We start from the raw sequence: 23,833 nt of genomic DNA, 5'->3' as shown, positions 1-23,833 counted from the left end.
CGTTCGTGTCGGCCCCGTTGGTCTTCTTGACCTGAACTGAGGTTCAGGTTTCACGATGGAGTCATGACGAAGAACAGAAGAGCCCTGATCACGGGCGCCTCGGCGGGATTCGGCCGCGCCGTCGCGCTCGCCCTCGCCGAACAGGGGTGGGAATTGATCCTCACCGCGCGCGGCGGCGATGCGCTGGACAAGGTCCGCGCAGCAACGGGAGCCCGCGTCGTGGTGGGCGATATCGCCGATCCCGCGCGCCGGGACGAACTGGCCGCCGCGCTCGGCTCCGCCCCGCTGGACCTGCTGATCAACAATGCCAGCGCCCTCGGCCCCAGTCCGCTGCCGCCGCTGGACCGCTATCCGATCGATGAGCTCGCGGCCGTGCTGAACACCAATGTGGTCGCGCCCCTGGCAGTGCTGCAATGTGCGCTTCCTGCGGTGCGCGCCGCGGACGGCACCGTGGTGAACATCAGCTCCGATGCCGCGGTGGGCGCATATCCGGGCTGGGGTGGCTACGGCGCCTCCAAGGCCGCCCTGGATCAGCTCACGGCCGTACTGGCCGCCGAGAATCCGGACCTGCGGATCTACGCCTTCGATCCGGGGGATATGCGCACCGCCATGCATCAGGCCGCATTCCCCGGTACGGACATCTCCGACCGGCCCGAGCCGGAAACCGTTGTGCCCGCACTGCTCCACCTCCTCGGGACCAGGCCGCCGAGCGGCCGCTATCTGGCCTCGGAACTACCGGTGGCGTCATGACGGTGGGGGCGGAGGCGGTGGAGTTCCTGCTGCCCGACGAGCTGTCGGCGACCAGTCCGCCGGAGGCGCGCGGACTGGCACGGGACGAGGTGCGGCTCATGGTGTGCGAGGACGGTGCGGTGACCCACGCCCGATTCCGGGAACTACCGGGCTTCCTGCACCCCGGAGACCTTGTGGTGGTGAACAATTCGGCCATGGTCACTGCGGCCGTACCGGCTCGGTACGGCAGGCAGGAAGCGGTGCTGCACTTCTCGGCGCCGCTCGACGACGGCCGCTGGGTGGTCGAGCTGCGCGATCCGGACGGCACGCCCTGGCGGGGAACCGACCTGGAACCCGGTGCCCACGTGCGGCTTGCGGACGGACACAGCGCAGTTCTGCGCGCGCCGTGGCTGCCGGACGCCGAGCGCCTGTGGACCGCCGATATCGATACCGACGTGCCGCGACTGCTGGCCGAGCGTGGGCGCCCGATCACGTATTCGTATGTCCGCGAACGCTGGTCTGCCTCCTACTATCACACCGTCTTCGGCAAGGAACCGGGCAGTGCGGAAATGCCCAGCGCCGGAAGGCCGTTCACCGATGCCCTGGTGACCGAGTTGGTCGCGAGCGGTGTAGGCCTGACGTCGATCACCCTGCACACGGGTGTTTCCTCACCGGAATCGGGTGAGCCGCCGAGTCCGGAGCGCTTCGCGGTTCCCGAGTTGACCGCCCGGCTGGCGAATCTCACCCGGGATGCGGGTGGACGCGTGGTGGCGGTGGGCACCACGGTGACGCGGGCCCTCGAATCCGCTGTCGGCGCTGATGATCTGGTCCATCCGGTATCGGGCTGGACCGATCTGGTGCTCGGTGGTGACCGCCGGACCCGCGTGGTCGACGGACTGATCACCGGCTGGCATGCGCCGGGTGCCTCGCATCTGCATCTGCTCGAGGCGGTGGCCGGGGCCGAGGTGGTGCGGCAGGCGTATCGAGCCGCGCTCGACGGCGGTTATCTCTGGCACGAATTCGGCGATACGGCCCTGCTTCTGCGTTCCCGACCCGGCGCGAACACGGGGCGCGCGGTGGCGTAGCCTTCCGTAATTCGCCCTGTGCGGCGGGCTCGCCCGGTGCCTCGGAAGGGCGATCCGCGGTGGCGAAAACCCCGCCTGTACCCAGTCAGGATACGAGCGTTTATCCTGGTAGAGAACGTTCAGCGGCCCCGCGATGAACTCCGGGTGTGGTGTGCGTCGCGTTCACCGGACTGGCATCGAGCCGCCATCTGACCGTCGCTCCAGCGCATTCTGAGCCTCGTTTGATCAACCGTATGACCACCATGGCAGCGTCGAGCTCCAGCCGGCTCACACCCGCGTCATATGTCACTCCGGAGCCGCTGCGCACGTCGGGCCGCTCCCAGTACTCACTGGTTGTGTCCTCCGATGCGGAGCATCGCGAGGCCGCGCAGCGCCTGCGCTACCAGGTCTTCGCCAATGAGCCGGGATTCACCATCCCGGTCAACGAGAACGGTCTGGACGCAGACCGTTTCGACGACCACTGCGACCACCTGCTGGTGCGAGACGATCTCACCGATCAGTTCGTCGGCTGCTACCGGATGCTGCCGCCCGATAAGGTGACCGCCGCCGGCGGTTACTACACCGCCACCGAATTCGACCTCACCGCAATGGATCCCGCCGGGAACCGGATGGTCGAAATGGGTCGTGCCTGCGTGGTGCCCGATCACCGCAACGGTTCCACGCTGACCCTCATGTGGGCGGGCATCCTGCACTACATCCAGCTCACCGGTTACGAATGGATCATGGGCTGCGTTTCGGTGCCCATGCAGACCACTCCCGAGGAAGCACCCGGCCGGAATGTGCGGGCCGTGCGTGACCAGCTGCTCAGCAGGTACGCGCTGGAGCCGGAACGTCATGTGCGCCCGTACAACCCGGTGGTCGTCGACGGTCTGCCCCTCGACGAGCTGGACGCCCCGGCCCGCCCGAAGCTCCCGCCGCTCATGAGCGGCTACCTGCGCCTGGGTGCGCAGATCTGTGGCGAGCCCGCACACGATCCCGACTTCGCAGTAGCCGACTTCGTTGCGCTGCTGGGCCTTTCGACCATCAACACTCGCTACCTGGAGCGCCTGCAGGGCGCGGTGGCCACTCTCGAGCGGTGATGAATCATGATGCCTGCCTTCCTTTCCCCCGGCGTGGGTTCGCTGCCGTGTCCCCCGGCCGCACCCGCCGCCCATGCCTGGATGCCGTCCAGCCCGTGCGGCCCGGACTGCGTCGAAACCGCCCCTGAGGCCGGAAACCTGCTGGTCGCCGCCCGCGCCCTCGGCGTGGGTGCGGTGCTGGTGAGTTTTCCCGTCGCGCACCTGGCCACACCGCGTCGCTGGCGGACCGCCCTGCACAAGCGGTACGCCCGAACGCTGCTGCACTGCTGCGGAATTCGCCTGCGCATCGTCGACAATCGCGAGGCGGGCGTTGTCATCACCGAGCAGGCTGTGCCTGATTCTGCTGTGGCACAGGGTGATACCGCTGTGCCCGCCCCGCCGGGCCGCCTCATGGTGGCCGGGCATATCGGCTGGACCGATATCTTCGCGCTGTCCGCCGTCGAGTCCATGGGTTTCGTGGCCCGTGCCGATATGGTCGATTGGCCGCTGGTCGGCGATATCGCGCGACTGGTGCGGGTGATCCCCATCGAGCGGGAGCGGCTGCGCGCCCTTCCCGGCGTTGTGAACCAGATTGCCGAGCGGCTGGCGGCAGGCGAGCGGGTCGGCCTCTTCCCGGAGGGCACCACCTGGTGCGGCCGTGCCCGTGGTCGCCTGCGCCCCGCGCTCTTCCAGGCGGCCATCGATACCGGCACCCCCGTGCAGCCGATCCGGCTGCGCTACCTGGACGCGCACGGCCGGGTATCCACCGTCCCGGGTTTCGTGGGTGTCGACACCATGGGCGATTCGGTTCGCCGCGTGCTGCGTTCGCGCGGGATCGTCGCGGAGATCGTGCTGCAACCGCTCGAACCTCCCGGCGCCGATCGCCGTGAACTGGCCCGCCGCTGTGAGCGCGCCATCCACGGTGACGCCGTGGACCGCGCCTTCGCCGGCATCGTCCGCCGCGCGGAAGAGGGTGCCGTCCTGCTGGATTCGGACCGGCACCCCGAACTCCATACCGAGGTAAAGCTCCCCGCCCGCGTGTGAATTCACGTCGGCAGCGCCGATCCGCCGTCTTCCCCCGGCGGGTCGGCGCTGTTGTCTGTCCGGCGGCGCGTGGCGTCTACGCGGGTGGGCCTGCGATGCGGGACAGGTAGTCGTTGAGCTGTTCGGCGATATCGCCCTCTGTCGTGAGACCGATGTTGCCGTCCGGGCGCACCAGAAAGACGACTTTGTCGTCGGCAGTCACGTCGTATGTGGACCGCAGGATATCCATGGTCGCCGGTGAATCCCGGCCGGTGTCGCGATCGGCCGGCGCTCCTGCCCGACCGGCGGGGTCCGAGTGGCCCGTTCGGTCCGGACTACAGCATCCAGACCGAGATCGACGACCTTGTCGCCCTGCTGTCGGTGTTCTCCACGCTGCTCTGCGACGCCCTGCTGCTCGGTGGCAGCCGGAGCGCCCGGTTATCTGCGTGTCGCATTGCGGAGGCTTGCGTCAAACCTTCCGAATGCCCGATCTGTCACGCTGCCCGGTGTCGGCCACACCGCGACCTTCAATGACGAAAAACCCCAGCTCGTCGCCGCCGAACTTCGCGAGTTCTGCTGAGCGGCCACGGTGTTGATAGGAGGTCTGCATGAAACCCTCCGGTCCTGGCGCGTGGCGGGCTAGCCTGTCCACGTAGGTGTGTGGCCGGTCGATCGAAGTGGTGATGGGATGGAAAAGGTTATGCCACTGGATCTGCCGCACACTTCGCGCATATACGACTATTTCCTCGGCGGTAAAGACAACTACGAGGCCGATCGCAAGGCCGCACAGGAGATCTTGAAGGCGTGGCCCGATATTCGGACCGCGGCGCGGGTGAATCGGCAGTTCATGCAGCGCAGTACGCGGTTCCTGGCCGAGGCCGGGATCAGGCAGTTCCTCGATATCGGGACCGGGATTCCGACCGAGCCGAATCTGCATCAGATCGCCCAGCGGGCCGCCCCCGATGCGCGGGTGGTCTACGTGGACAACGATCCGGTGGTGCTGGCGCACGCGCGGGCGTTGATGCCCGGAGGAACGGCGGGGGCGACGACCTACATCCAAGGCGATGTCACCGATCCGCTGTCGATCCTGGCGGCCATGTCCAGGGTGCTGGATCTGTCGGAGCCGGTCGGTTTGAGCATGATCGCATTGCTGCATTTCGTGGAGGCGAGCATCCCGCTGATCGTCTCGACGTTCCTGGACGCGCTGGCGCCGGGGTCGTTCCTGGTAATCTGCACGATCACCGCTGACTTCGCCCCGGAGCAGGTGGTCGCCGCGCAGGATGTGTACCGGGTGCGGAAGTTGCCGGCGCAGGTGCGCACCCGTGATGAGGTGACCGGGTGGTTCTCGGGTTTGGAGTTGGTCGAGCCGGGTGTGGTGCCGCCGCATCGGTGGGGTTTGGCGGAGACGACGGAGATCTCCGCGTCCTTCGATGCCAAGGTGTCCTGCTACTGCGGTGTAGGCCGCAAACCCTGATCGCACGCGGCGCGCCGACCGAGGGAATAACCGACAGCCATCGGCCTGTTGCCGAAACCGTGCGCAGAATCGTTGGGAAATCGTAGACCGCCCGGGGATACCCCAAGGAAGCGCAGGTCAACGATGGGATAGGCTTTGTCGGTCATGAAGTCGGTTTTCCCGGGTCCGGTCGGTGCCCAGACGGTCTACCTCGATCACGCGGCCACAACACCCATGTTCCCGGTCGCTGTCGAGGCGATGAGTGCCGTCCTGGGGTCGGCGGGCAATGCCTCGTCGCTGCATGCCTCCGGGCGCGCCGCACGGCGGCTGCTCGAGGAGGCTCGGGAGTCGATCGCGGCGGGGCTGGGGGCGCGGCCCTCCGAGGTCATCTTCACCTCCGGCGGGACCGAGAGCGACAATCTCGCCGTCAAGGGCATCTACTGGGCGCGCCGTGACGCCGATCCGAAGCGTACCCGGATTCTGGTGAGCTCGGTCGAGCATCATGCGGTGCTCGATGCCGTCGAGTGGCTCGAGCAGCACGAGGGTGCGCAGATCACCTGGCTGGATCCGGATGCCGAAGGTGTCATTTCGCCCCGCACTCTGCGCGACGCGCTGGCCGCACATGCCGGCGATACCGCGCTGGTGAGCGTCATGTGGGCCAATAACGAGGTCGGCGCCATCCAGCCCATTGCCGAATTGGCCGCGGTGGCACAGGAATTCGATGTGCCCATGCACAGTGATGCGGTGCAGGCGGGTGCGCAGCTGCCCATCGCCTTCGGCCGGAGTGGTTTGGCGGCAGCGAGTTTCGCGGGCCACAAGGTCGGCGGGCCGCACGGTGTCGGCGTACTGCTGCTGGGTCGTCAGGTGCCCGCGGTGCCCATGCTGCACGGCGGCGGGCACGAGCGGGATCTGCGCTCCGGTACCTCGGATGTGCCCGGCGCGGCCGGTCTGGCCGCCGCCATCCGCGAGACCGTCGCCGGAATGCATACGCGCACACTCGAATTGAACAGACTGCGGGATCGTCTCATCGACGGCGTATTCGCCGAGGTGCCGGAGGCGATCCTCAACGGACCCACCGGCGACCGACGGCTGCCCGGCAATGTCCACTTCACGTTTCCCGGTTGTGAGGGCGATTCGCTGCTCATGCTGCTCGACGCCGCCGGGATCGAATGCTCGACCGGATCGGCCTGCAATGCCGGTGTCGCCGGACCCAGCCATGTGCTGCTCGCCATGGGTGTGGATCCGGGACTGGCACGCGGGTCGCTGCGATTCACCCTGGGACACAACTCGACCGACGCCGATGTCGATGCCCTGCTGGCAGTGTTGCCGCAGGTGGTCGAGCGTGCGAAGGCGGCCGGAATGGCCGGCGCGAAAGGAGGCTTCTAGATGCGAGTACTTGCCGCGATGAGTGGTGGTGTGGATTCCGCGGTAGCGGCCGCGCGCGCCGTTGCCGCCGGACACGATGTGGTCGGGGTGCACCTGGCGCTGTCCGCGTCACCGGGCACGCTGCGCACCGGATCGCGCGGTTGCTGCTCCAAGGAGGACGCCGGTGATGCCCGGCGCGCCGCGGACATGCTCGGAATCCCGTTCTACGTCTGGGATTTCGCCGATCGCTTCAAGGAAGACGTGATCGACGACTTCGTCGCCGCATACGCCGCGGGGGAAACGCCCAATCCGTGCCTGCGCTGCAACGAGAAGATCAAGTTCTCGGCGCTCGCGGATCGCGCGGTGGCACTGGGCTTCGACGCCGTGGCCACCGGCCACTACGCGCGCCTCGAGGACGGCGTGCTGCGCCGTGCCGTGGACGCCGACAAGGATCAGTCCTATGTGCTCGCGGTGCTCACCGCCGAGCAGCTCTCGCGCGCCATGTTCCCCATCGGCGACACCCCGAAGCCGCAGATTCGCGAGGAGGCCGCCGAGCGCGGCCTGGCCGTCGCGGATAAGCCGGACAGCCACGACATCTGCTTCATCCCCTCCGGTGACACTCAGGCCTTCCTGGGCGCCAGGATCGGTATCCGCCCGGGTGCGCTGCGCGATGCCGACGGCACCAAGCTCGGCGATCACAAGGGTGTGCACGAGTTCACCATCGGCCAGCGCAAGGGCCTCGGCCTGCCCGGCCCGGCGGCCGACGGCAAGCCCCGCTACGTCACCGGCATCGATCCCGACTCGGGCGATGTCCACGTCGGCTCCGCCAAGGACCTCGAGGTGTGGACGGTCCTGGCCGCCCGCGCCATCTGGACCTCCGGCGCAACCCCCGACGGCCCGATCGAATGCGTGGCCCAGGTCCGCGCCCACGGCGGCACCGCCCCCGCGGTCGCCGAGGCCGTAGGCGACGGCCTCATCGTCCGCCTCCGCGAACCCCTCACCGGCGTGGCCCGCGGCCAGGCCGTGGTCCTCTACCGCCCGGACACCGCCGGCGACGAGGTCATCGGCAGCGGCACCATCTCCGGCACCGAACGCGAACCCCACTCCTACGCAAACGAATTGGTCGCGGACACCGCGCAGTGACACTGGCTCGGTCGTCCTTCGGCCCGTCACCCGGCCCCGTCATTCCGGCGCGCCCTCGGCCGGAATCCACTGGCACAGCCCGGGCGCTGTGCCAGTGGACCTCGGCCAAAACATGCCGGGACGACGGTTGATGACGGTTAGCGAGATCTCTCGGTGGCGTATTGGGGTGACGGTTAGCGAGATTCATCGGTGGGTGCTGGTATGACGGATGGCGAGGTTCCTCCGTAGGGTGCCGGGGAGACGGTTAGCGATCTCTCGGTGGCGTGCCGGGACGGTGGATGGCGGGGGCCGTGGTGATAGCCGTGGGCGGCGGGTTGACGGGGCGTCGGTGGAAGTCGAGCGCCGGTGTAGCCTCCGGCGTGCCGCGATGTCGTCCAGTTCCGGTGGGCGGTGCGGAGTGGTTGTGTGAGTGCGGGATCTGGATGGCCGAGTGATGCGGAGTGGCGCGGATGAGTGACATCGAGACTGGTGCCGGGGTTTTGCGCGGCGGGATCGCGACGGGGGTCGGGTCGTGGCCCGGTACCGAGTCGCGGGAGGCTGCGGCGACCGTGGTGGGGGAGCTGGGGGAGCTGCCGCATCTGGTGGAATTGCCGGGGCGCGGGGTGGGTGCGGACATGGTCGGGCGGGTGTCGGCGCTGCTGGTCGATATGCGGTTCGACAGCACCACGCGCGGGTATCGGCTGGCCGTGCGACCGGGGGCGGTGGCGCGGCGGGCGCGCGATTTCCTGCACGCGGATCTCGATGCGCTCGAAGAGGCTTGGGAGACAGCCGGTCTCATGGGATCCGGTCGGCCGATCAAGGTTCAGGTCACCGGGCCGCTGACGCTCGCCGCCGAGGTGGAATTGCCGCTCGGGCACCGGGTGATCACCGATTCCGGTGCGCTGCGCGATCTTTCGGAATCCCTCGCCGAGGGGCTGGCGACCCATGTGGCCGAGGTCGGTAAGCGGCTGGCCACAGACGTGCTGGTGCAGTTGGACGAACCACTGCTGACCGATGTGCTGGAGGGCTCGCTGAGCGGTGTCAGCATGCTCAATACCGTGCGCGCCATGCCGGAGCCGGAAGCGCTGCACGTACTCGATACGGTGATCGGCGCGCAGTCGGGGCCGGTGCTGGTGCACAGTTGCGCCGCCAAGCCCCCGCTCGGCTTCCTGCGCCGGAGTGGCGCTGCCGCAGTCGGTTTCGACATCTCCACCATTCATACGGCAGATCTCGATCGCATCGGCGAATTGCTGGACGACGGCAGGTATCTGGTACTCGGGCTGGTGCCGACCGCAGCTCCGGACAAGCCCGTCACCTGGCGTGAGATCGCCGAACCCGGTGTGCGGCTGATCGATCGGCTGGGTTTCCGGCGCCGCCTGCTGGCCGAGCAGATTCTGGTCTCCCCGGCCTGCGGCCTGGCGGGCGCACCGCTGTCCTGGGCACGGCAGGCGCTGAGCCTCGCGGCCGAGACCGCGCGTGTCTATGCGGACGAGCCGGAGTCGATCAACTTCGAATAATCCGGCACGGCACCGGTATTCACATATCGGCGAGAATGCCCGAGGCGATGCGGGCGGCGGCCGCATTGCACTGCTCGTCGGTGAGTTCGAGGTCGCTCATCATGGTGATGCTCCAGCTGATGGCCAGCAGCGCCTGGCGAGCGTGGAATACGGCCAGTGCCGCATCGTCCGGGGCGGCCATCAGATCTGCCAGCACCCGGAACTGATAGCGCAGGCCGACCCCGAACCCTAGTTGCCGGAAGGCGGGCTGGTTTTCGTGCCAGAACCGCATCATGTCCTTGCCCAGGCTGTGCAGCAGCGTGCCGTAGCGGGTGAGGATTTCCTGCGCCCGTTCCCGGCCGGGCGGCGCGGCCTCGGCCCAGGTGACGATGTCGTCGATGCCGCTGCGCAGATCGTCGGACAGACTGGCGACAATGTCTTCCTTGGTCCGGAAGTGGTAGTACAGCGCGGCTTTGGTGACGCCGAGCTGTTCGGCGATCTCGCGCAGTGAGGTCTTCTCGTATCCGTGCTCGCCGAACAGCTCCATGGCCACGGCGCGGATGCGCTCCCGCGTATCGCTGCGACGCCCGTCCATGGGTCCCTCCAGTCGTATTCGGCTTCCGGTGGCTTGACGACCGGCAAGGGAGCAGCCTAGCGTCGTCGGCAAGCTCGAATAACTAGTCGGGCGGCAAGCTAATGGTACGGGGAGATTCGATATGACCGAGGCAGGGCAAGTACCCGTTGCCGGCGTGGCCATGACCGCGATCGGGGTCGCCGTCATCCGGGCCAGGGAGTCGCAGCGACCGGATCGGCTCTACGACGATCCTTTCGCACAGCTTTTCGCCGACGCCGCGAAACCGTTCTTCGGACAGCGCTGGGATCGGCTGCTGCCGCTGGTCGACATGTTCTTCGACGGACGCACCATCGGGGTGCGGCTGGTCGACGATCATGTCGAAGATGCTGTCCGCCAGGGTAATCGGCAGGTTGTCATCGTGGGCGCCGGGCTCGATACCCGGGCGTTCCGAATGGATCTGCCCGCGGAAACCCGCTTCTTCGAACTCGATCTCCCGGTCACCTTCGACTTCAAGGAACCGGTGCTCGAACGCGCCGGTGTGACCCCGCGCTACGAAAGACATGTACTGCCGGTCGATCTCCGCGAGGAGTGGGCCGAACCGCTACTGGCACAGGGCTTCCGGCCCGAGGAGCCGACGCACTGGGTGGACGAGGGCGTACTCGGCTACCTGACTCGCCCCGATGCGCAGCGGGTGGTCGAGAAGATCACCGAATTGTCCGCGCCGGGAAGTCGATTCGGCGTCGCGAAGTTCGCGGTGGACGCGGATACCGGGCCATATCCGGAACTGCGCCGACTCGTCTCGGGCGATGACGCCGCTCCCGGCGAGCTGGGCGGCTTGGGCCCCGATATCGGGGACTGGCTGATCGCCAACGGCTGGGACACCGAATTCCGCGCCTGGGACGATATGGTCGCCGGATACGACCGCCCCGGCGTCACGGGCGACCCCACCAACGGCACCATCTTCGCCGTCCGTCGCTGACCGATTCGCGCACGAGCCTGCCCGCCGCGCTGAGCTTGTTCGTCGCGCTGAGCTTGTTCGTCGCGTCGAGCTTGTCTGTCGCGTCGAGCTTGTCTGTCGCGTCGAGCTTGTCTGTCGCGCCGAGCCTGCCCGTCGCGCCAAGCTTGCCCGTCGCGCCAAGCTTGCCCGCTGTGCCTGGGCTTGCCCGTGCGCGGACGAGATTGCGCGGGGCGCGAATACGTGCGCGGCGACGCCGTCAGTTGCGCTGGTCGCGCTGGCGGGAGCCGAAGTAGGGGCGTGCGCCGGGGTGCCCGAGCTGCCAGCGGTCGGGCTTGCCCGCGGGGTAGGCCACAGGGATCTGCTCGCCGATGGATGGCCACTGGTTCACATCCCAGGCGAAGCGGCCGTAGACCTCGTGTGCGACCACCGACGGCCCGGAGATGCTGCCGCTGAGTGTCACGTACTGCTCGCCGGTAGCGTCCGGGCGCGGGCTGACCCCGGTCACGTACAGCGTGCCGGATTCCGGAGCGACCATCTGACCGCCGCCGCCCCGGCCCCGCCGGAAGGCCATGATGGTCGCCACCAGCGCGCCGCCGATCAATACGATGAACGTGAGCTGCATGAGCATGACCCCATGCTAGGCGGGCCGCGCGCACAGTGGGTCGATGTGGATGCTGACAAGTTGCTATCGGCTTGCCGCGCGGCCGTTCGGGTGACAGCGCGGTGCTGCCCGGATGCTTCGGGGTCGGGGATATGGCTGGTTCTACCCCAGCGACGGGTTTGGCCCGGTCCGGCCCACGGTGATGGGTTTGGCCCGGTCCGGCCCACGGTGATGGGTTTGGCCCGGTCCAGCTCACGGTGATGGGTTTGGCCGGTTCAGCCCGCGGTGATCGCCGCGATGGCCCCCGCCGGTAGCGATGTGGTGGTGCCCGCCGGCAGTGCGGGGCGATCGGCGGGGGTGAGCTCCGAGGTCCCGGCCAGGGTGCGCCGCACCCCCCAGACGATGGTGCGCTTGGACTGCGACCGCCCGTTGCCGCGATCGATCAGCATGCGGTTGGCGGTGGTGAAGACCAATTGCGCACCGTGCGTATTGGTTTCGGGGTTCTGGAAGAGCTGGATCAGGCTGTCGGCCGTCTCCGGGGCGAGATGTTCGTCGATATCGTCGACCATGAGCACACCGCCGGCGTCGAGCGCGTCCAGCATGGGCGGGAGCAGTCGCAGCATGGCCAGGGTGGCGCTGGACTCGTCGGTGATATCGAAGGCGGTGTCGATGCCCTCGTGCGCCAGCCCGAGGCCGACGCCCCGCCGCGCGACCATGCGGGAGTAGAGGGCATCACGCGCACCGAACAGATTCGACAGCTCACGCTGCAGCAGGGTGATGGTGATGCCGTGCTCGAGGAACAGCTCCTCCGCATAGCTGGAGGAGGTGGTGCAGGACTCGATTTCCTTTGTGGTGCTGGCGATATCGGTGTCGAGGTCGTGCAGGTAGTCGGCGTACATGGGATCGTCGCTGGGCAGCAGCAGATCGGTGATGCCCAGATCGGCCGAGCGCAGCACCGTCAGCAGGCGTACCGCATGCTCGGTGGAGCGGGAGATGTGACTGCCCACCCGCTGTGCGATATCGGCCGGATCCGGTTGTCCACACTGCACTTCCAGCAGCGACTGGAACCAGCGGTAGGCCGGCACCAGGGGTTCGGCGTACAGCTGCCCGGACAGGCTGAGCAGCAGGGCATTCGGGCGTACCAGCGGCACCACCGCGCCGAGTCCGTAGCGAGCGGCTTCGAACATCGGCCCGATGCGAATATCCTCCCCCGCGCGCTCGAACACGATGCGCTTGCGATTGTGCGGGTACGAATGCAGCCATTCGGCGCTCACATCGGCATTGTCGAGCCGGAACCCGTAGGTGTACGGGCACCCCTCGGCGACGAAGTGCGCCACGAATGTCGAAGGGCGGTCCGCGAATCCGAGGTGCGGAGTGCGCACCGGTCCGGAGAAGGGATCCCAGCCGGTGACCGAGTTCAGTACCGCGTCACGCATGCGGTCCAGTGCACCGACAAGACTGGATTTGCCCGAGGCGGCGGCGCCGTACACCGCGGTGACCGGAGCAGCGACAGGACCATTGCCGCGGGTGAGCCGCAACTCCTGCGGCTCGGCGAGGGATCGGTGGTTCGCCACCTGAAAACTGCGCAACACCCTGGTCATCCTGCCGGTCGGCGCGCGTTAAAGCCATCCGCCCGTATCGGACACGTGTCGCGCGAACCGATTTCATCGACGCCGCGGTCGACGCGAGCATTGACAGGCAACCGAACGGCTGCCTATTCTGGTAGTGCAACCAATAGGTTGCATATGGTGAGAAAATAGACAGAGGTGCAGGTGGACGAGGTTTTCAAGGCACTGGCCGACCCCAGTCGCCGCCGCCTGCTCGACAGCCTGAACGAGCGCACCGGCCAGACCCTGCGGGAGTTGTGCACCGGCCTGGAATTGTCCCGGCAGGCGGTCAGTAAGCATCTGGCCGTCCTGGAGGCGGCCAACCTGGTCACCACCCTGTGGCGCGGCCGCGAAAAGCTGCACTACCTCAATGCCGCACCCGTCAACGCCATCGCCGAGCGCTGGATCAATCGATACGACCGCGGCCGGGTGCACGCCCTCGCCGACCTCAAAACCGCATTGGAGAGCGCCACCATGAGTGAGGAATTCGTCTACACCACCTACATCAGGACCACGCCCGAGAAACTCTGGCAGGCCCTGACCGACCCCGCCTTCACCAAGCGCTACTGGGGCGCCACCTTCGAAACCGATTGGCAGCCCGGCTCGCCCATGGTCTGGGAGCAATCCGGCTGGATCGGCAAGGACCCCGAACAAGTCGTAGTAACCGCCGACCTATACCGCACCCTGTCCTACACCTGGCACACCGTAGACCAGGCTTTCGCCGACCAGTTCGGCTTCAGCCCAGAGGATTTCGCCCAACTGGCCGGCGAACCCCGCTCCACCGTCACCTTCGACCTCGCCCCCCTGCGAGAAATGGTCAAACTAACCGTCATCCACAACGGCTTCGGCCCCGAAAGCCTCATGCTCTCCGGCATCCGCGAAGGCTGGCCCGCCATCCTCGCCAACCTCAAAACCTTGCTCGAGACCGGAGAAACATTGCCCGAGCCCGAGCTCGCGCCATAACTGGAGCCAGTGATCAGGAGAAGTCCTCGTCTTTTCGTGTCTTGTTCTCGAGAACGGGACCACAGCCGGTCGACCCCGCCGGTACCGCAGGTACCTCTACCCACTGCGGAAGGTCAACCGGGTACCCCTCCCCACGTGCCCAGCACGGCCCTCTCGGGCTTTGCCCGCACCCCCTGCCAGATCAACCCTGCCCGGGAGGCAAGAAACCCAGGTGGACCGACCGTTTCGGCATAGAAGCCGTCGGCTCCTGGGGACTGAACGGCGGGTGTCTCAGCGGCACAGCGGTTATCGGGTTTGTGCCGTGTGGACGCCTGCTGTGCGGCCGTCGAGAAGGGGTGTGTGGTGCCCGCTCCGGGTGGATTCGAGGCCGAGATGAGCCGGTGTACCTGGGTTGTTTCCGTCGAGGGGCGGTGTTGGATCCCGGGGTGCGGGCAGGGCCCGAGATGGCCGTGCTGGTGGCGTCAGGAGGGGTACCCGGTTGACCTTCCGCGGTCACGAGGGAAGCTGCGGTACCGGCCGGAAGACTGGTTGTGGTCCGGTTTCAGAGATAAAACACGAAAAGACAAAACCCGAAAGACCAAGGGCCGCCTGGAGAGAAGGGATCGAAGAGAAAGAGCCTGAAAGACCCGGGCTGGCAACGTTCGTGGTGTTCGTCGGATCGGCGCTGGTGGTGGTGGTGGGGTAGCGCGAGGTTCCGGAGCGGGCGGTGGGCGATGGCACGGGGTGCGCGGTGATTCGGCACGAGTGTCGCATCGGCATGATCAATGTGATGGTGTTTGCGGTGTGAGGCCTGCTGTGTGGGTGGGGTTTTGGGTGGAGGGTGGACTCACGGGGGCGCGAGCCACGCCTGCTGCTGGTCCATCCGGTGCGGGTTCCGTTGTGGTCGTTCACGGCGGCGGCCTGCGTCTGTGGAAACGGGTGGGCAGTATCTTTGGCACCGCTGGTATACGCTGCTGCGGTCTGCGGTTGTCGAGTCGGTGGGGAGGGTGAGGATCGGCCCGGGCTGCCGCTGTTGTCGCCGTTCCCGGTTCTGGATGGTAGGGGTCGGCGGCCATGAAACCTTGGTGGACAAGGGCCTTGTCGTGGCACCGTCAGGATCGACTTGACGATGTCTGCGCCGGTGGCCAGGTTTTCAAGGGGCGCTGACAGGGGTTCCGCTATTCGCGGGTGGGATGGCGTGTGGGCATCGCGTCCCCGCCTGCCGTCCCCGCCTGCCGTCCCCGCCTATTGTTGGCGCCTGCAGCTCCGCTCGGCACGGGTTCCGCTGTGCTCGTTCGCCTCTCGAGGCCCACTGCCCGCGGAGCCTTGGTAGGCAGCGGGTTGTGACACCGTCAGGATCAGCCTGACGGTGTCAACAAGGGGGTGTGGTCCGCTATTCGCGGGTGGGGGTGGTTGTGCTGCCGCTCCGCACGGTCCGGGTTCGGTTGCGCTTGTTCGTCTCGGCGGCGCCCGTGCAACCTTGGTGGGCAACGGGTTGTGACACCGTCAGGACCGGCCTGACGGTGTCAACAAGGGGGTGTGGTCCGCTATTCGCGGGTGGGGTGGTTGTGCTGCCGCTCCGCACGGTCCGGGTTCCGCTGTGCTCGTTCGCCTCTCGAGGCCCACTGCCCGTGGAACCTTGGTAGGCAACGGGTTGTGACACCGTCAGGACCAACCTGACGGTGTCAACAAGGGGCGCGGTCCCACTATTCGCGGGTGGGGGTGGTTGTGCGGGCATCGAGCCATGCCCGCCGTCGCTCGCGTTGCGACCGTTCCCGGGCCCGGATCTCGTTCAGGGCACCGGCCATCAGCTCACCGGTGTGGTGCAGGTGATTGACCTGCGGGGTGCCGGTGGGGTCGATGTGGGGTGGGGCGATCCACCCGGTCCGGCCCGGGAACTGGGTATCCTCGCCCATGACAATGGTTTTCCAGCCCCCGGGCCCGTCGTGGATCATCGCGTGGCACCCATCGCAGGCGAGGGTGAGGTTGTCGATGTCGGTGGGGCCGCCTTCTGCCCATCCGGTGACGTGATGGGCCGCCGCCAGGCTCGCGGGCGCACTGCACCCGGGTCGGGTACACCCCTTGTCGGAAGCGATCAACGCCAGTCGTTGTGCGGGCGTGGCCAACCGGTCTCGCCCGCGCCCCAAATACAGGGGCAGCCCGGCCTTGTTCAACACCACCAACAACGGTCGGGTTCCGGCGGCCAGTTCCAGGGCTTGCGGGATGGTCAGGGTGCCCCCGGTCGCGGTGGTCGCGATCCCCGCACCCCGCTCGAGGTCCTCCACACGCATGGTGATGATCGCTTCCACGGGCAAACCCCGGTGGGAGCCGAGCTTGGGGCGGTCGAGCTGAAACCGCAGCACCGCCAACACCGCATCATGGTTGCGTTGCGCGGGCGAGCGGGTATCACGTTCGGCGGCGGCTTTCAGTTTCTGGCGGTCGAGGGTGCGGTCGGCGACCTTCGGGCTGTGCGGATCGGCGGGGTTGCACATGCCGGGGCGGGCGAATTTGGCCAGCAACGGCTCCAGGACTTCCCGCAACGGCTCGGTGATCTCCCCGATCAGCGGCGACATCCCGTCCGCACGCTTGCGCCCGAGGGTGAGCCCGCGCATGCGTTCGCGGTCTTTGTCCTGGGTGAGGGTGCCGTCGGGGTCGATGTTCGCCAGGATGACCTCCCCCAGATCGACCAGTTTGTCGGGGCTGCCGGTGCGGGCGTAGGTGGTCAAAACGTCTTGGGCCAGGTCTTTCTGGCCGGGGTCGGCGGCACACGGGATGCGCTTGAGGACCTGCGTGATCCGCCGCACATGATCGACGGAGATGTCTCCGGCGCGTTGGGCTTCGGCGACATACGCCAATTCAGGTTCCAGGTCCCCGCCGAGCGCCGGTTGCGGGCTCAACTGTTTGGCGGCGTTGACCCGCGAGACCGCATCAGCGTGGCTCAATCGCAGGGTCTGTTCCAAGAATTTGACCGGGGACGCCGATCCGGCACGCGCGGCGAGGGAGCGGGTGCAGGTTTCGGTGACGAACCGGTGTTTGACGGCTTCGAGTTTGCGCATGCTGGTCTCGACTTCACGCATCACTGCGATGAATTCCTCGTCCAGCAAGGGTGTGAGGGAGGCATCGAGGAGGTTTTCCACGGCGGTATCGAGTGCGTGTGCACTCGATGCGATGGTGGTTGCTCCCCCCGGATTCATGCCTCTATTCTACCGCCGCAGAAGAACCCCGGAAAGGCGAATCACGTTGTGATATAAGGATATTCAGACTGGCGGACCGTCCAGCCTCTTTCGCATCCTAGTTCTTTGCCGGTTTCTCCCTTCTTGTCCAGGCGTCCTTTTCTTTCTTCCTTTTGTCGCCTATTTCCAAGACCGCAGTGTGCGAAAATTCCTACAGTCGAGGAACCAACCAATGGGAGAATCCAATGACTGGATACGTAGCTACCGCAGAAACCGACATCAACGCCTCTCCTAAGCAGGTATGGGCCGTCTTGACCGATCCCGAGCAGATCCGCAAATTCATGTTCGGGGCCGACGTGAGCACTGACTGGCAGGTGAACAGCCCCATTACTTGGAAGGGTGTCTACGAGGGGCGCCAGTACGAGGACAAGGGCGAGTTGCTCGCGGTCGAGCCTGATCTGCTCCTGAAGATGACCCACTACAGCCCGCTCAGCGGCCAGCCGGATGTTCCGGAGAACTATCACACGCTCACCTACGAGCTGACCGGCAATGGCGAGACGACGCACCTGTCGCTGAGTCAGGACAACAATGCCAGTGAGGCCGAGGCCGAGCACTCCCGCGGCATGTGGCAGATGCTCGTAACCGGTGTCAAGGAAGCCGCTGAAAACGGCTAACCCGCTGCGAGATCGGCGAATTCGTCGATGAGCGGGCTGCGGCGGACACTGTCCCAGACCAGGTTCACCTCGCCGGGGGACAGGTCCGAGACCGCGATGTAGGTGATGTCCGGGCGGGTGTAGAAGGTGGCCACCGAGAGGGGTAGGAAGGCGATGCCTCGGCCTACCGCGACATGTTCGAGCTTCTCTTCGACACTGTGGAAGACCGGGACGGGTCGGCTCTGTGCGCGCGGATCTGTTGCGGCAGCACGCCATTCGGGGAACATGTCCGGATCTTGCAGTAGATGATCGTCCGCCAGATCGGCCAGCGCGACGGATTCCTTGCCGGCCAGCGGGTGGTCGGTGGACACCAGGACGACTCGGGGCTCGGTGTAGAGCGGACGGGTGCGCAGGCCCTCCGAATCGATCGGCGGGCGGACGAAGCTGATGTCGACGCGGCCGTCGCGCACGACGGTGGTCTGATCGTCCCAGGTTGTGCGCACCAGTTCGACAGTGAGTTCAGGGTGCCGGGCGGCCATGGCGCGTACGGGGGCGGACACGATGAGGCCGGGCATGAAGCCGACCGTGAAGGTGTCGGTGCCGTGGGCGGCGCGAACGGCCCTGCGGTGCAACGCTTGTGCGCCTTCCAGCAGCGGCCGGGCATCGAGCAGCAATTGCTCGCCCGCGGCGGTGAGGGCGGTGCCGCGGCGATCACGTTCGAACAGCTGTACCCCGAGCTCGTCCTCCAGCGCCCGAATCTGCCGGGACAGCACCGGCTGGGCGATGTAGAGCTGTTCGGCTGCCCGCCCGAAATGCATGTGCTCGGCCACGGCGACGAAGTATCGCAACTTGCGGAGATCGAGATCGGTCATGATGCCCTCAGGGTATTACAGCGGACGGTTTAGGTCTTGGACGTGTGTGACCTGCGGAAGCGAAAGTAGGAGAGCAGTTTCCGACAGCACGAAAGGCTCTCCAATGTCCCTCGCAGGCCAGCATGTAGTAGTTCTCGGTGGCACCTCCGGCATCGGTTTCGCGGTCGCGGCATCCGCCGCGGAGCGGGGTGCGAAGGTCACCGTGGTTTCCAGCAGTCGCGCCAATATCGATCGCACTTTGGCCGAATTGCCCTCGGGCAGTACCGGTTACGTCGTCGATCTGACTGACGGCGATCGGGTGCGCGCATTGTTCGAGGAAATCGGCGCACTCGATCACCTGGTGTACACCGCCGGTGAGGCGCTGCTGCTGTCGCCGCTCGCCGATCTGGATCTCGCCGAGGCGCGAAAGTTCTTCGAGCTCCGCTACTTCGGCGTTCTTGCGGCGGTTCAGGCGGCTGTGCCACAGCTGCGGCCGGACGGTTCGATCACGCTGACCACCGGTACCGCCGGCCCGCGTCCGGTGCCGGGTTCCACGGTCACCTCCAGCCTCTGCGGCGCGGTGGAGACGCTGTCCCGTGCGCTCGCCGTCGAGCTCGCGCCGATCCGGGTCAATGCCGTCATGCCGGGCGTGGTCCGGTCCCCGCTCTGGGCTTTCCCCGAAGACGTGCGCGAGCAGTTCTACGCTGATACCGCCGCTGGCACGCCGCTGCGGCGGATCGCCGAGGTCGAGGACATCGCGCAGGCGTTCCTGTTCTTCCTCACGCAGCCGCATGCGACCGGCACCGTGCTGACGCTGGACGGCGGGGCCGTGCTCGCCTGATCAACGCACCAATCCATAGGCGTGCGAGGGCCTGATCCGGACGACCGCGCGGCGGTCGGCGACCATGGCCCGGCGGTAATCGTTCCAATCGGGATGCTCGCCGGTGAGTGTGCGGTAGTAGGACACCAGTTCCTCCACCGTCGCATCGCCCGGATCGGCCGCCACCGGCGAGACCTCGGCCGTACCTTCGAGCACCGCATAGGACCAGAAATCGGCACTGCTCACATGCAGGGCCGCCCACGGCTCCCGGAGCAGATTGAAATATTTGGCCCGATCGGCCGTGATCGAGATGCGAATGATCCCGTCATCGCCGGTCCAGTGCAGCACATTCGAGAGCTGCGGGCGACCGTCCTTGCGGATGGTGGTGAGCACCGACTTGCTGTGCGAGCGCGCGAATTCGACCGCTGTGGCGATGTCCATGACCGGTCCAACCCGCACTGCGGCGGTGATGTTCCCCGGGGTGGATCGATCCGGCGGTGATCGCCGCGCAACCCGCGCGACGTGCGGGAATGTCGCACGAAGGTGTCGGCCGGACCCGCTAATGTGCCTGTTGTGAGCGAATCGGGTATCGAAATCACCCCGGCGGATGGGGACGAGCGCACCGCGGCGAGTGGGGACGAACGGGTCGAGTGGCAGCAACTGGCCGAGCTCGTGCGCGACCACCAGTTCCGGTACTACGTGCGGGACGCGGCGATCATCACCGACGGTGAGTTCGATGAGCTGTTCCAGCGGCTGGTGGCGCTGGAGGAGGCGCATCCGGACCTACGCACGCCCGATTCACCGACCCAGGTGGTCGGCGGTGGGTTCACCACCGAATTCGCGCCGGTCGATCATCTGGAGCGGATGTACTCGCTCGACAATGTGTTCAACGAGGAGGAGATGCGGGTCTGGATCAGCCGCATCGAAACCGAGACGGGGGCGGATACGTACTTCGTCTGCGAGGTCAAGATCGACGGTGTCGCGCTCAATCTCGTCTACGAGGACGGGAAGCTGGTACGCGGCGCCACCCGCGGCGACGGGCGCACCGGTGAGAACGTCACCCTCAATGCCCGCACCATCGACGATATCCCGCACGAGCTGATCGGCACCGACGAGTTCCCGGTGCCGAAGCTGCTCGAGGTGCGCGGTGAGGCGTATATGACCCTCGCCGATTTCGAGGCGCTCAATGCCTCGATCGTCGCGGAAGGTAAAGCGCCGTACGCGAATCCGCGTAATACCGCGGCTGGTTCACTGCGGCAGAAGGATCCGGCGGTCACCGCGCGGCGCAGGCTGCACATGATCTGCCACGGCTTCGGCCGAACCGAAGGCTTCAGCGCCGCATCACAATACGAGGCATACCGGGCCCTGGCCGCCTGGGGACTGCCGGTGTCCGCGCACACCGTGCGGGTGCAGGGTGTGCAGGCCGTGCTCGATCGTGTCGCCTACTGGGGCGAGCACCGCCACGATATCGAGCACGAGATCGACGGCCAGGTGATCAAGGTCGACGATTTCGCGCTGCAGCGCCGGCTGGGCGCCACCTCCCGAGCCCCGCGCTGGGCCATCGCCTACAAGTATCCGCCCGAGGAAGCCACCACCAAGCTGCTCGATATCCAGGTGAATGTCGGTCGTACCGGCCGGGTTACGCCGTTCGCGGTCATGGCGCCGGTCAGTATCGCGGGCTCCACGGTCGCGATGGCCACCCTGCACAATGCGTCCGAGGTGAAGCGCAAGGGTGTGCTCATCGGCGATACCGTCACCATTCGCAAGGCCGGTGATGTCATTCCCGAGGTGCTCGGTCCCGTGGTAGACGCCCGCACCGGCGAGGAACGCGAGTTCGTCATGCCGACCCACTGCCCGGAATGCGGCACCGAGCTGGCGCCCGCCAAGGAGGGCGACGCCGATATTCGCTGCCCCAATCAGCAGTACTGCCCGGCGCAGTTGCGGGAGCGGGTCTTTCACGTCGCGGGGCGGGGCGCCTTCGATATCGAAGCGCTCGGCTACGAGGCGGCCATCGACTTGCTCAAGTCCGGCGCCATCAGCGATGAGGGCGAACTGTTCGCCCTCGACGAGGACACGCTGCTCACCACCACACTTTTCACGAACAAGGACGGCACCCTCTCCGCCAATGGCAAACGCCTGCTGCAGAATCTGGACGCCGCCAAGGATCGCCCGCTCTGGCGGGTGCTGGTGGCATTGTCCATCCGGCACGTAGGCCCCACGGCCGCACGGGCTTTGGCCACCGCCTTCGGCAGTATGGACCGGATTCGGGAAGCCTCCGATGACGAATTGGCCGCCGTCGACGGTGTCGGCCCGACCATTGCCGCCGCACTGCGGGAATGGTTCACCGTGCCGTGGCATATCGACATCGTCGACCGGTGGGCCGCGGCCGGAGTGCGCATGGAGGACGAGCGGGACGAATCCATCGAGCGCAATCTCGAGGGTCTCTCGATCGTGGTAACCGGCTCGCTGCAAAGGTTTACCCGCGACGGCGCCAAGGAGGCCATCCTGATCCGGGGCGGCAAGGCGGCCGGATCGGTCTCCAAGAAGACGGCCTTCGTGGTCATCGGCGAGTCTCCCGGTTCCAAGGCGGAGAAGGCCGAGGAGCTCGGGGTCCCGATCCTGGACGAGGATGCCTTCGAGCGGCTGCTGGAGGGCGGGCCGGACGCCGTCTCCTGACGGAGTACGGGCCGGTGCGGACGCCGGACGTCCGCACCGGCTCGTGGGGAAGGGCCACCGATTGTGCTGGGGGACCGTTGCTGAGGATGGAGTTGTGGTGATGAGTGATGTGCGGATCCGGGATGCCGAGCCCGGTGATTACGCGGCGATCGGCGCATTGACGGTCGACGTCTATGTGGGTGAGGGCTATGTGATGCCCGAAAGCCCCTATGTGGCAGAGCTTGCCGATACCGTGACCCGTGCCGCGGCGGCCGAGATTCTGGTGGCCGTGCAGGACGATACGGTCATCGGCTCGCTGACCATGGCGCGACCCGGGACGCCGTTCGCCGATATCGCCCGGCCGGGCGAACTGGAATTCCGCATGCTCGCCACGGCCAAGCAGGCCCGCGGATCCGGTGTCGGTACGGCACTGGTGCGCTATGTCGTCGAGGCCGCGCGCACCGAGGGATTTGCGGCCGTGGTGCTCACCACCATGCCCGATATGGTCGACGCCCGGCGGATGTACGAGCGACTGGGCTTCATCCCGGTGCCCGAACGCGGCTGGAACACCATGGCGGGCCTGCCCTTGACCGTCATGCGGCTGCCTCTGACCTAGCACGCAGCCGCGCCGGATCGACCCGCGCTCGGATCTGCGAGGCCGGGCAACTTACATCAAACTGCCGTCGTAGCAGAGGCTTCCGGTACGCCAGGTGGGGTCCGGCCGCGCGGAATCGAACTGCCACTGCGAGATCGGTGCGGCGGCCTTCCACATCATCGTGCCGTCGCCCGCCCGGACGACCTGGTACACATCGTCGGTGCCGGGGATGAGCTGATTGGTGACGCAGTAGTCGTTGTAGCTGGTGCCGGGTTGCCGTGCGCCCGTGCTGAATTGACCGGCGGGCGCGGTGACGGCCCCGGGGTTGCGCACGGTGCTCGCCTTGCCGGTGGAGCCCTCGGCGAACCAGTGCGGCGCATTCCGATCGGTGCCGCAGCGGTAGGCGCCGCCGCCCGCGATGACCGTGGCGCCGGACGGATAGGCGTCCCCGGCCCACAGGCAGGCCGCGCCGGGGCGCGTCTTACGCTCCTCGGCCTCCGCGATGCCCGCGCCGAAAGTCATTCCGGCAGTGGCTAATACGGCGACAGCGACCGGTGTGAACGCGGTGCGGCGCAGGTTACGAGTGGTCGGGGTATCGGTCACGGTAGTCATCAGCACCAACTTGCTCGAGGGCGGCAGACGGACCAGCCGGCGCCGTCCGGATTGTCGATTGCGTTCCAGGTGCTATTGGTATTACCGCCGCCGTTGCCGGTCCGCGGGGGAGTCTGCGGCAATGAGCCGAGCTCGCGCCGATTCTGCCAATGTTCGTTCTGCCGTTGCGGATTCGCATCGGTGTGGTGGTAGCCGAGCGGATCGCCGTGATGGGCGCCGGAGGTATCACCCTGGGAGTTGGAGCGGCCCGGTCCCGGCGATTCGCCGCGCGAATAGGATTCCGCGGCAGCGGGTCCCGCCGCGATGGTGGCGGCAGCGGTGGCGCCGACCAGTTGCGCCACTGTGACGGATATCCGCCGGGCCCGTGATTTCGGTGTCGATCGGTAATTGAGCAAGGCGACTCTGCCTCTCTGTTCGCAGGTGCGCCGCGTGATCGGCGGCTTTTCTACGTAGCTACATAG

The 23,833-nt window shown here is 66.9% G+C and carries 24 protein-coding genes; 14 read left to right on the top strand and 10 right to left on the bottom strand.

The features are described from left to right. Positions 1–63: 63 nt before the first annotated feature. The 4 genes from OG716_RS21740 (at position 64) to OG716_RS21725 (ending at position 3,916) form a co-directional block, all read left to right on the top strand. Complete coding sequence (locus OG716_RS21740) at positions 64–750, top strand: SDR family NAD(P)-dependent oxidoreductase (RefSeq protein WP_405139388.1); 687 nt, start codon at positions 64–66, stop codon at positions 748–750. After that, positions 747–1,814, top strand: coding sequence for an S-adenosylmethionine:tRNA ribosyltransferase-isomerase (locus tag OG716_RS21735; RefSeq protein WP_405139386.1), 1,068 nt, complete (start codon positions 747–749; stop codon positions 1,812–1,814). Before OG716_RS21740 ends, OG716_RS21735 begins: the two co-directional genes overlap by 4 nt. A gap of 233 nt (positions 1,815–2,047) precedes the next feature. Further along, the gene (locus OG716_RS21730) at positions 2,048–2,893 is read left to right on the top strand and encodes a GNAT family N-acetyltransferase (protein WP_405139384.1); all 846 of its coding nucleotides are present in this window, start codon (positions 2,048–2,050) and stop codon (positions 2,891–2,893) included. A 9-nt stretch (positions 2,894–2,902) separates the two neighbouring features. Beyond that, positions 2,903–3,916: a lysophospholipid acyltransferase family protein gene (locus OG716_RS21725; RefSeq protein ID WP_405139382.1), complete on the top strand. Its 1,014-nt coding sequence runs from the start codon at positions 2,903–2,905 to the stop codon at positions 3,914–3,916. A gap of 76 nt (positions 3,917–3,992) precedes the next feature. Here OG716_RS21725 and OG716_RS21720 read toward each other — a convergent pair whose 3' ends face one another. Then, positions 3,993–4,145, bottom strand: coding sequence for a hypothetical protein (locus tag OG716_RS21720; RefSeq protein ID WP_405139380.1), 153 nt, complete (start codon positions 4,143–4,145; stop codon positions 3,993–3,995). Between the two features lie 219 nt (positions 4,146–4,364). Then, a complete protein-coding gene (locus OG716_RS21715) occupies positions 4,365–4,505 on the bottom strand; it encodes a hypothetical protein (protein WP_405139378.1) in 141 nt (46 codons plus the stop codon). 90 nt (positions 4,506–4,595) lie between these two features. Between OG716_RS21715 and OG716_RS21710 the strand changes: the two genes are divergently transcribed. The 4 genes from OG716_RS21710 to OG716_RS21695 all read left to right on the top strand — a co-directional run bounded on the left by OG716_RS21710 (position 4,596) and on the right by OG716_RS21695 (position 9,352). Beyond that, positions 4,596–5,369, top strand: coding sequence for an SAM-dependent methyltransferase (locus OG716_RS21710; RefSeq protein WP_405139376.1), 774 nt, complete (start codon positions 4,596–4,598; stop codon positions 5,367–5,369). Positions 5,370–5,513: 144 nt separating this feature from the next. Further along, positions 5,514–6,734, top strand: coding sequence for a cysteine desulfurase family protein (locus tag OG716_RS21705; RefSeq protein ID WP_405139374.1), 1,221 nt, complete (start codon positions 5,514–5,516; stop codon positions 6,732–6,734). Next, positions 6,735–7,856, top strand: coding sequence for a tRNA 2-thiouridine(34) synthase MnmA (gene mnmA, locus OG716_RS21700; protein ID WP_405139372.1), 1,122 nt, complete (start codon positions 6,735–6,737; stop codon positions 7,854–7,856). Between the two features lie 449 nt (positions 7,857–8,305). After that, positions 8,306–9,352, top strand: coding sequence for a methionine synthase (locus tag OG716_RS21695; RefSeq protein WP_405139370.1), 1,047 nt, complete (start codon positions 8,306–8,308; stop codon positions 9,350–9,352). 19 nt (positions 9,353–9,371) lie between these two features. Here the strand turns inward: OG716_RS21695 and OG716_RS21690 are convergent, their stop codons facing one another. Next, positions 9,372–9,926 carry a helix-turn-helix domain-containing protein gene (locus OG716_RS21690; protein WP_355123612.1) on the bottom strand — a complete coding sequence of 185 codons (555 nt, stop codon included), beginning with the start codon at positions 9,924–9,926 and terminating at the stop codon, positions 9,372–9,374. Between the two features lie 121 nt (positions 9,927–10,047). On the opposite strand from OG716_RS21690, the gene OG716_RS21685 reads away from it, so the two are divergent. Further along, positions 10,048–10,884: an SAM-dependent methyltransferase gene (locus OG716_RS21685; RefSeq protein WP_405139368.1), complete on the top strand. Its 837-nt coding sequence runs from the start codon at positions 10,048–10,050 to the stop codon at positions 10,882–10,884. A gap of 235 nt (positions 10,885–11,119) precedes the next feature. On the opposite strand, the gene OG716_RS21680 is transcribed toward OG716_RS21685, so the two are convergent. Continuing rightward, positions 11,120–11,491 carry a hypothetical protein gene (locus OG716_RS21680; RefSeq protein ID WP_405139366.1) on the bottom strand — a complete coding sequence of 124 codons (372 nt, stop codon included), beginning with the start codon at positions 11,489–11,491 and terminating at the stop codon, positions 11,120–11,122. Positions 11,492–11,739: 248 nt separating this feature from the next. Beyond that, entirely contained in the window at positions 11,740–13,065 is a 1,326-nt protein-coding gene (locus tag OG716_RS21675; RefSeq protein ID WP_355123616.1) for an ATP-binding protein, read from the bottom strand. Positions 13,066–13,236: 171 nt separating this feature from the next. Between OG716_RS21675 and OG716_RS21670 the strand changes: the two genes are divergently transcribed. Beyond that, positions 13,237–14,034, top strand: coding sequence for an ArsR/SmtB family transcription factor (locus tag OG716_RS21670; protein ID WP_405139363.1), 798 nt, complete (start codon positions 13,237–13,239; stop codon positions 14,032–14,034). 1,685 nt (positions 14,035–15,719) lie between these two features. On the opposite strand, the gene OG716_RS21665 is transcribed toward OG716_RS21670, so the two are convergent. After that, the gene (locus OG716_RS21665) at positions 15,720–17,207 is read right to left on the bottom strand and encodes a DUF222 domain-containing protein (protein WP_405139361.1); all 1,488 of its coding nucleotides are present in this window, start codon (positions 17,205–17,207) and stop codon (positions 15,720–15,722) included. A gap of 224 nt (positions 17,208–17,431) precedes the next feature. Between OG716_RS21665 and OG716_RS21660 the strand changes: the two genes are divergently transcribed. Further along, entirely contained in the window at positions 17,432–17,860 is a 429-nt protein-coding gene (locus tag OG716_RS21660; protein WP_405139359.1) for an SRPBCC domain-containing protein, read from the top strand. On the opposite strand, the gene OG716_RS21655 is transcribed toward OG716_RS21660, so the two are convergent. Then, the gene (locus OG716_RS21655) at positions 17,857–18,711 is read right to left on the bottom strand and encodes a LysR family transcriptional regulator (RefSeq protein WP_405139357.1); all 855 of its coding nucleotides are present in this window, start codon (positions 18,709–18,711) and stop codon (positions 17,857–17,859) included. The two genes, OG716_RS21660 and OG716_RS21655, sit on opposite strands and share 4 nt — an antisense overlap. Before the next feature lie 103 nt (positions 18,712–18,814). Here OG716_RS21655 and OG716_RS21650 point away from each other — a divergent pair, with 103 nt between their 5' ends. Beyond that, entirely contained in the window at positions 18,815–19,531 is a 717-nt protein-coding gene (locus OG716_RS21650; RefSeq protein ID WP_405139355.1) for an SDR family oxidoreductase, read from the top strand. On the opposite strand, the gene OG716_RS21645 is transcribed toward OG716_RS21650, so the two are convergent. Further along, positions 19,532–19,951, bottom strand: coding sequence for a PPOX class F420-dependent oxidoreductase (locus OG716_RS21645; protein ID WP_405139353.1), 420 nt, complete (start codon positions 19,949–19,951; stop codon positions 19,532–19,534). It abuts the gene before it with no gap. Positions 19,952–20,104: 153 nt separating this feature from the next. On the opposite strand from OG716_RS21645, the gene ligA reads away from it, so the two are divergent. Together ligA and OG716_RS21635 are read left to right on the top strand one after the other, a co-directional pair. Further along, the gene (gene ligA, locus OG716_RS21640; RefSeq protein ID WP_405139821.1) at positions 20,105–22,186 is read left to right on the top strand and encodes an NAD-dependent DNA ligase LigA; all 2,082 of its coding nucleotides are present in this window, start codon (positions 20,105–20,107) and stop codon (positions 22,184–22,186) included. Positions 22,187–22,286: 100 nt separating this feature from the next. After that, positions 22,287–22,781 (top strand): GNAT family N-acetyltransferase, encoded by a 495-nt coding sequence (locus OG716_RS21635; protein ID WP_405139351.1) that lies wholly within the window; start codon positions 22,287–22,289, stop codon positions 22,779–22,781. 51 nt (positions 22,782–22,832) lie between these two features. On the opposite strand, the gene OG716_RS21630 is transcribed toward OG716_RS21635, so the two are convergent. Continuing rightward, on the bottom strand, positions 22,833–23,372 hold the full coding sequence (locus tag OG716_RS21630) for a hypothetical protein (RefSeq protein WP_405139349.1): 540 nt from the start codon (positions 23,370–23,372) through the stop codon (positions 22,833–22,835). Further along, positions 23,372–23,713: a hypothetical protein gene (locus OG716_RS21625; RefSeq protein WP_405139347.1), complete on the bottom strand. Its 342-nt coding sequence runs from the start codon at positions 23,711–23,713 to the stop codon at positions 23,372–23,374. Before OG716_RS21625 ends, OG716_RS21630 begins: the two co-directional genes overlap by 1 nt. Positions 23,714–23,833: the final 120 nt, after the last annotated feature.

It is taken from the genome of Nocardia sp. NBC_01388 (assembly GCF_045040085.1).
In the GTDB taxonomy this organism is placed as follows: domain Bacteria; phylum Actinomycetota; class Actinomycetes; order Mycobacteriales; family Mycobacteriaceae; genus Nocardia.
This window is presented reverse-complemented; position numbering and strand designations above follow the sequence as displayed.

Bases quoted from the DNA above. Each gene is read 5' to 3' on its own strand.
- OG716_RS21660 (WP_405139359.1), top strand. From the start codon at position 17,432: ATGACTGGATACGTAGCTACCGCAGAAACCGACATCAACGCCTCTCCT.
- OG716_RS21675 (WP_355123616.1), bottom strand. From the start codon at position 13,065: ATGACCAGGGTGTTGCGCAGTTTTCAGGTGGCGAACCACCGATCCCTC.
- OG716_RS21645 (WP_405139353.1), bottom strand. From the start codon at position 19,951: ATGGACATCGCCACAGCGGTCGAATTCGCGCGCTCGCACAGCAAGTCG.
- OG716_RS21685 (WP_405139368.1), top strand. From the start codon at position 10,048: ATGACCGAGGCAGGGCAAGTACCCGTTGCCGGCGTGGCCATGACCGCG.
- OG716_RS21630 (WP_405139349.1), bottom strand. From the start codon at position 23,372: ATGACTACCGTGACCGATACCCCGACCACTCGTAACCTGCGCCGCACC.
- OG716_RS21715 (WP_405139378.1), bottom strand. From the start codon at position 4,505: ATGCAGACCTCCTATCAACACCGTGGCCGCTCAGCAGAACTCGCGAAG.
- OG716_RS21665 (WP_405139361.1), bottom strand. From the start codon at position 17,207: ATGAATCCGGGGGGAGCAACCACCATCGCATCGAGTGCACACGCACTC.
- OG716_RS21695 (WP_405139370.1), top strand. From the start codon at position 8,306: ATGAGTGACATCGAGACTGGTGCCGGGGTTTTGCGCGGCGGGATCGCG.
- OG716_RS21655 (WP_405139357.1), bottom strand. From the start codon at position 18,711: ATGACCGATCTCGATCTCCGCAAGTTGCGATACTTCGTCGCCGTGGCC.
- OG716_RS21720 (WP_405139380.1), bottom strand. From the start codon at position 4,145: ATGGATATCCTGCGGTCCACATACGACGTGACTGCCGACGACAAAGTC.
- OG716_RS21635 (WP_405139351.1), top strand. From the start codon at position 22,287: ATGAGTGATGTGCGGATCCGGGATGCCGAGCCCGGTGATTACGCGGCG.
- OG716_RS21705 (WP_405139374.1), top strand. From the start codon at position 5,514: ATGAAGTCGGTTTTCCCGGGTCCGGTCGGTGCCCAGACGGTCTACCTC.
- OG716_RS21710 (WP_405139376.1), top strand. From the start codon at position 4,596: ATGCCACTGGATCTGCCGCACACTTCGCGCATATACGACTATTTCCTC.
- mnmA (WP_405139372.1), top strand. From the start codon at position 6,735: ATGCGAGTACTTGCCGCGATGAGTGGTGGTGTGGATTCCGCGGTAGCG.
- OG716_RS21650 (WP_405139355.1), top strand. From the start codon at position 18,815: ATGTCCCTCGCAGGCCAGCATGTAGTAGTTCTCGGTGGCACCTCCGGC.
- OG716_RS21725 (WP_405139382.1), top strand. From the start codon at position 2,903: ATGCCTGCCTTCCTTTCCCCCGGCGTGGGTTCGCTGCCGTGTCCCCCG.
- OG716_RS21680 (WP_405139366.1), bottom strand. From the start codon at position 11,491: ATGCTCATGCAGCTCACGTTCATCGTATTGATCGGCGGCGCGCTGGTG.
- OG716_RS21730 (WP_405139384.1), top strand. From the start codon at position 2,048: ATGACCACCATGGCAGCGTCGAGCTCCAGCCGGCTCACACCCGCGTCA.
- OG716_RS21740 (WP_405139388.1), top strand. From the start codon at position 64: ATGACGAAGAACAGAAGAGCCCTGATCACGGGCGCCTCGGCGGGATTC.
- OG716_RS21690 (WP_355123612.1), bottom strand. From the start codon at position 9,926: ATGGACGGGCGTCGCAGCGATACGCGGGAGCGCATCCGCGCCGTGGCC.
- OG716_RS21735 (WP_405139386.1), top strand. From the start codon at position 747: ATGACGGTGGGGGCGGAGGCGGTGGAGTTCCTGCTGCCCGACGAGCTG.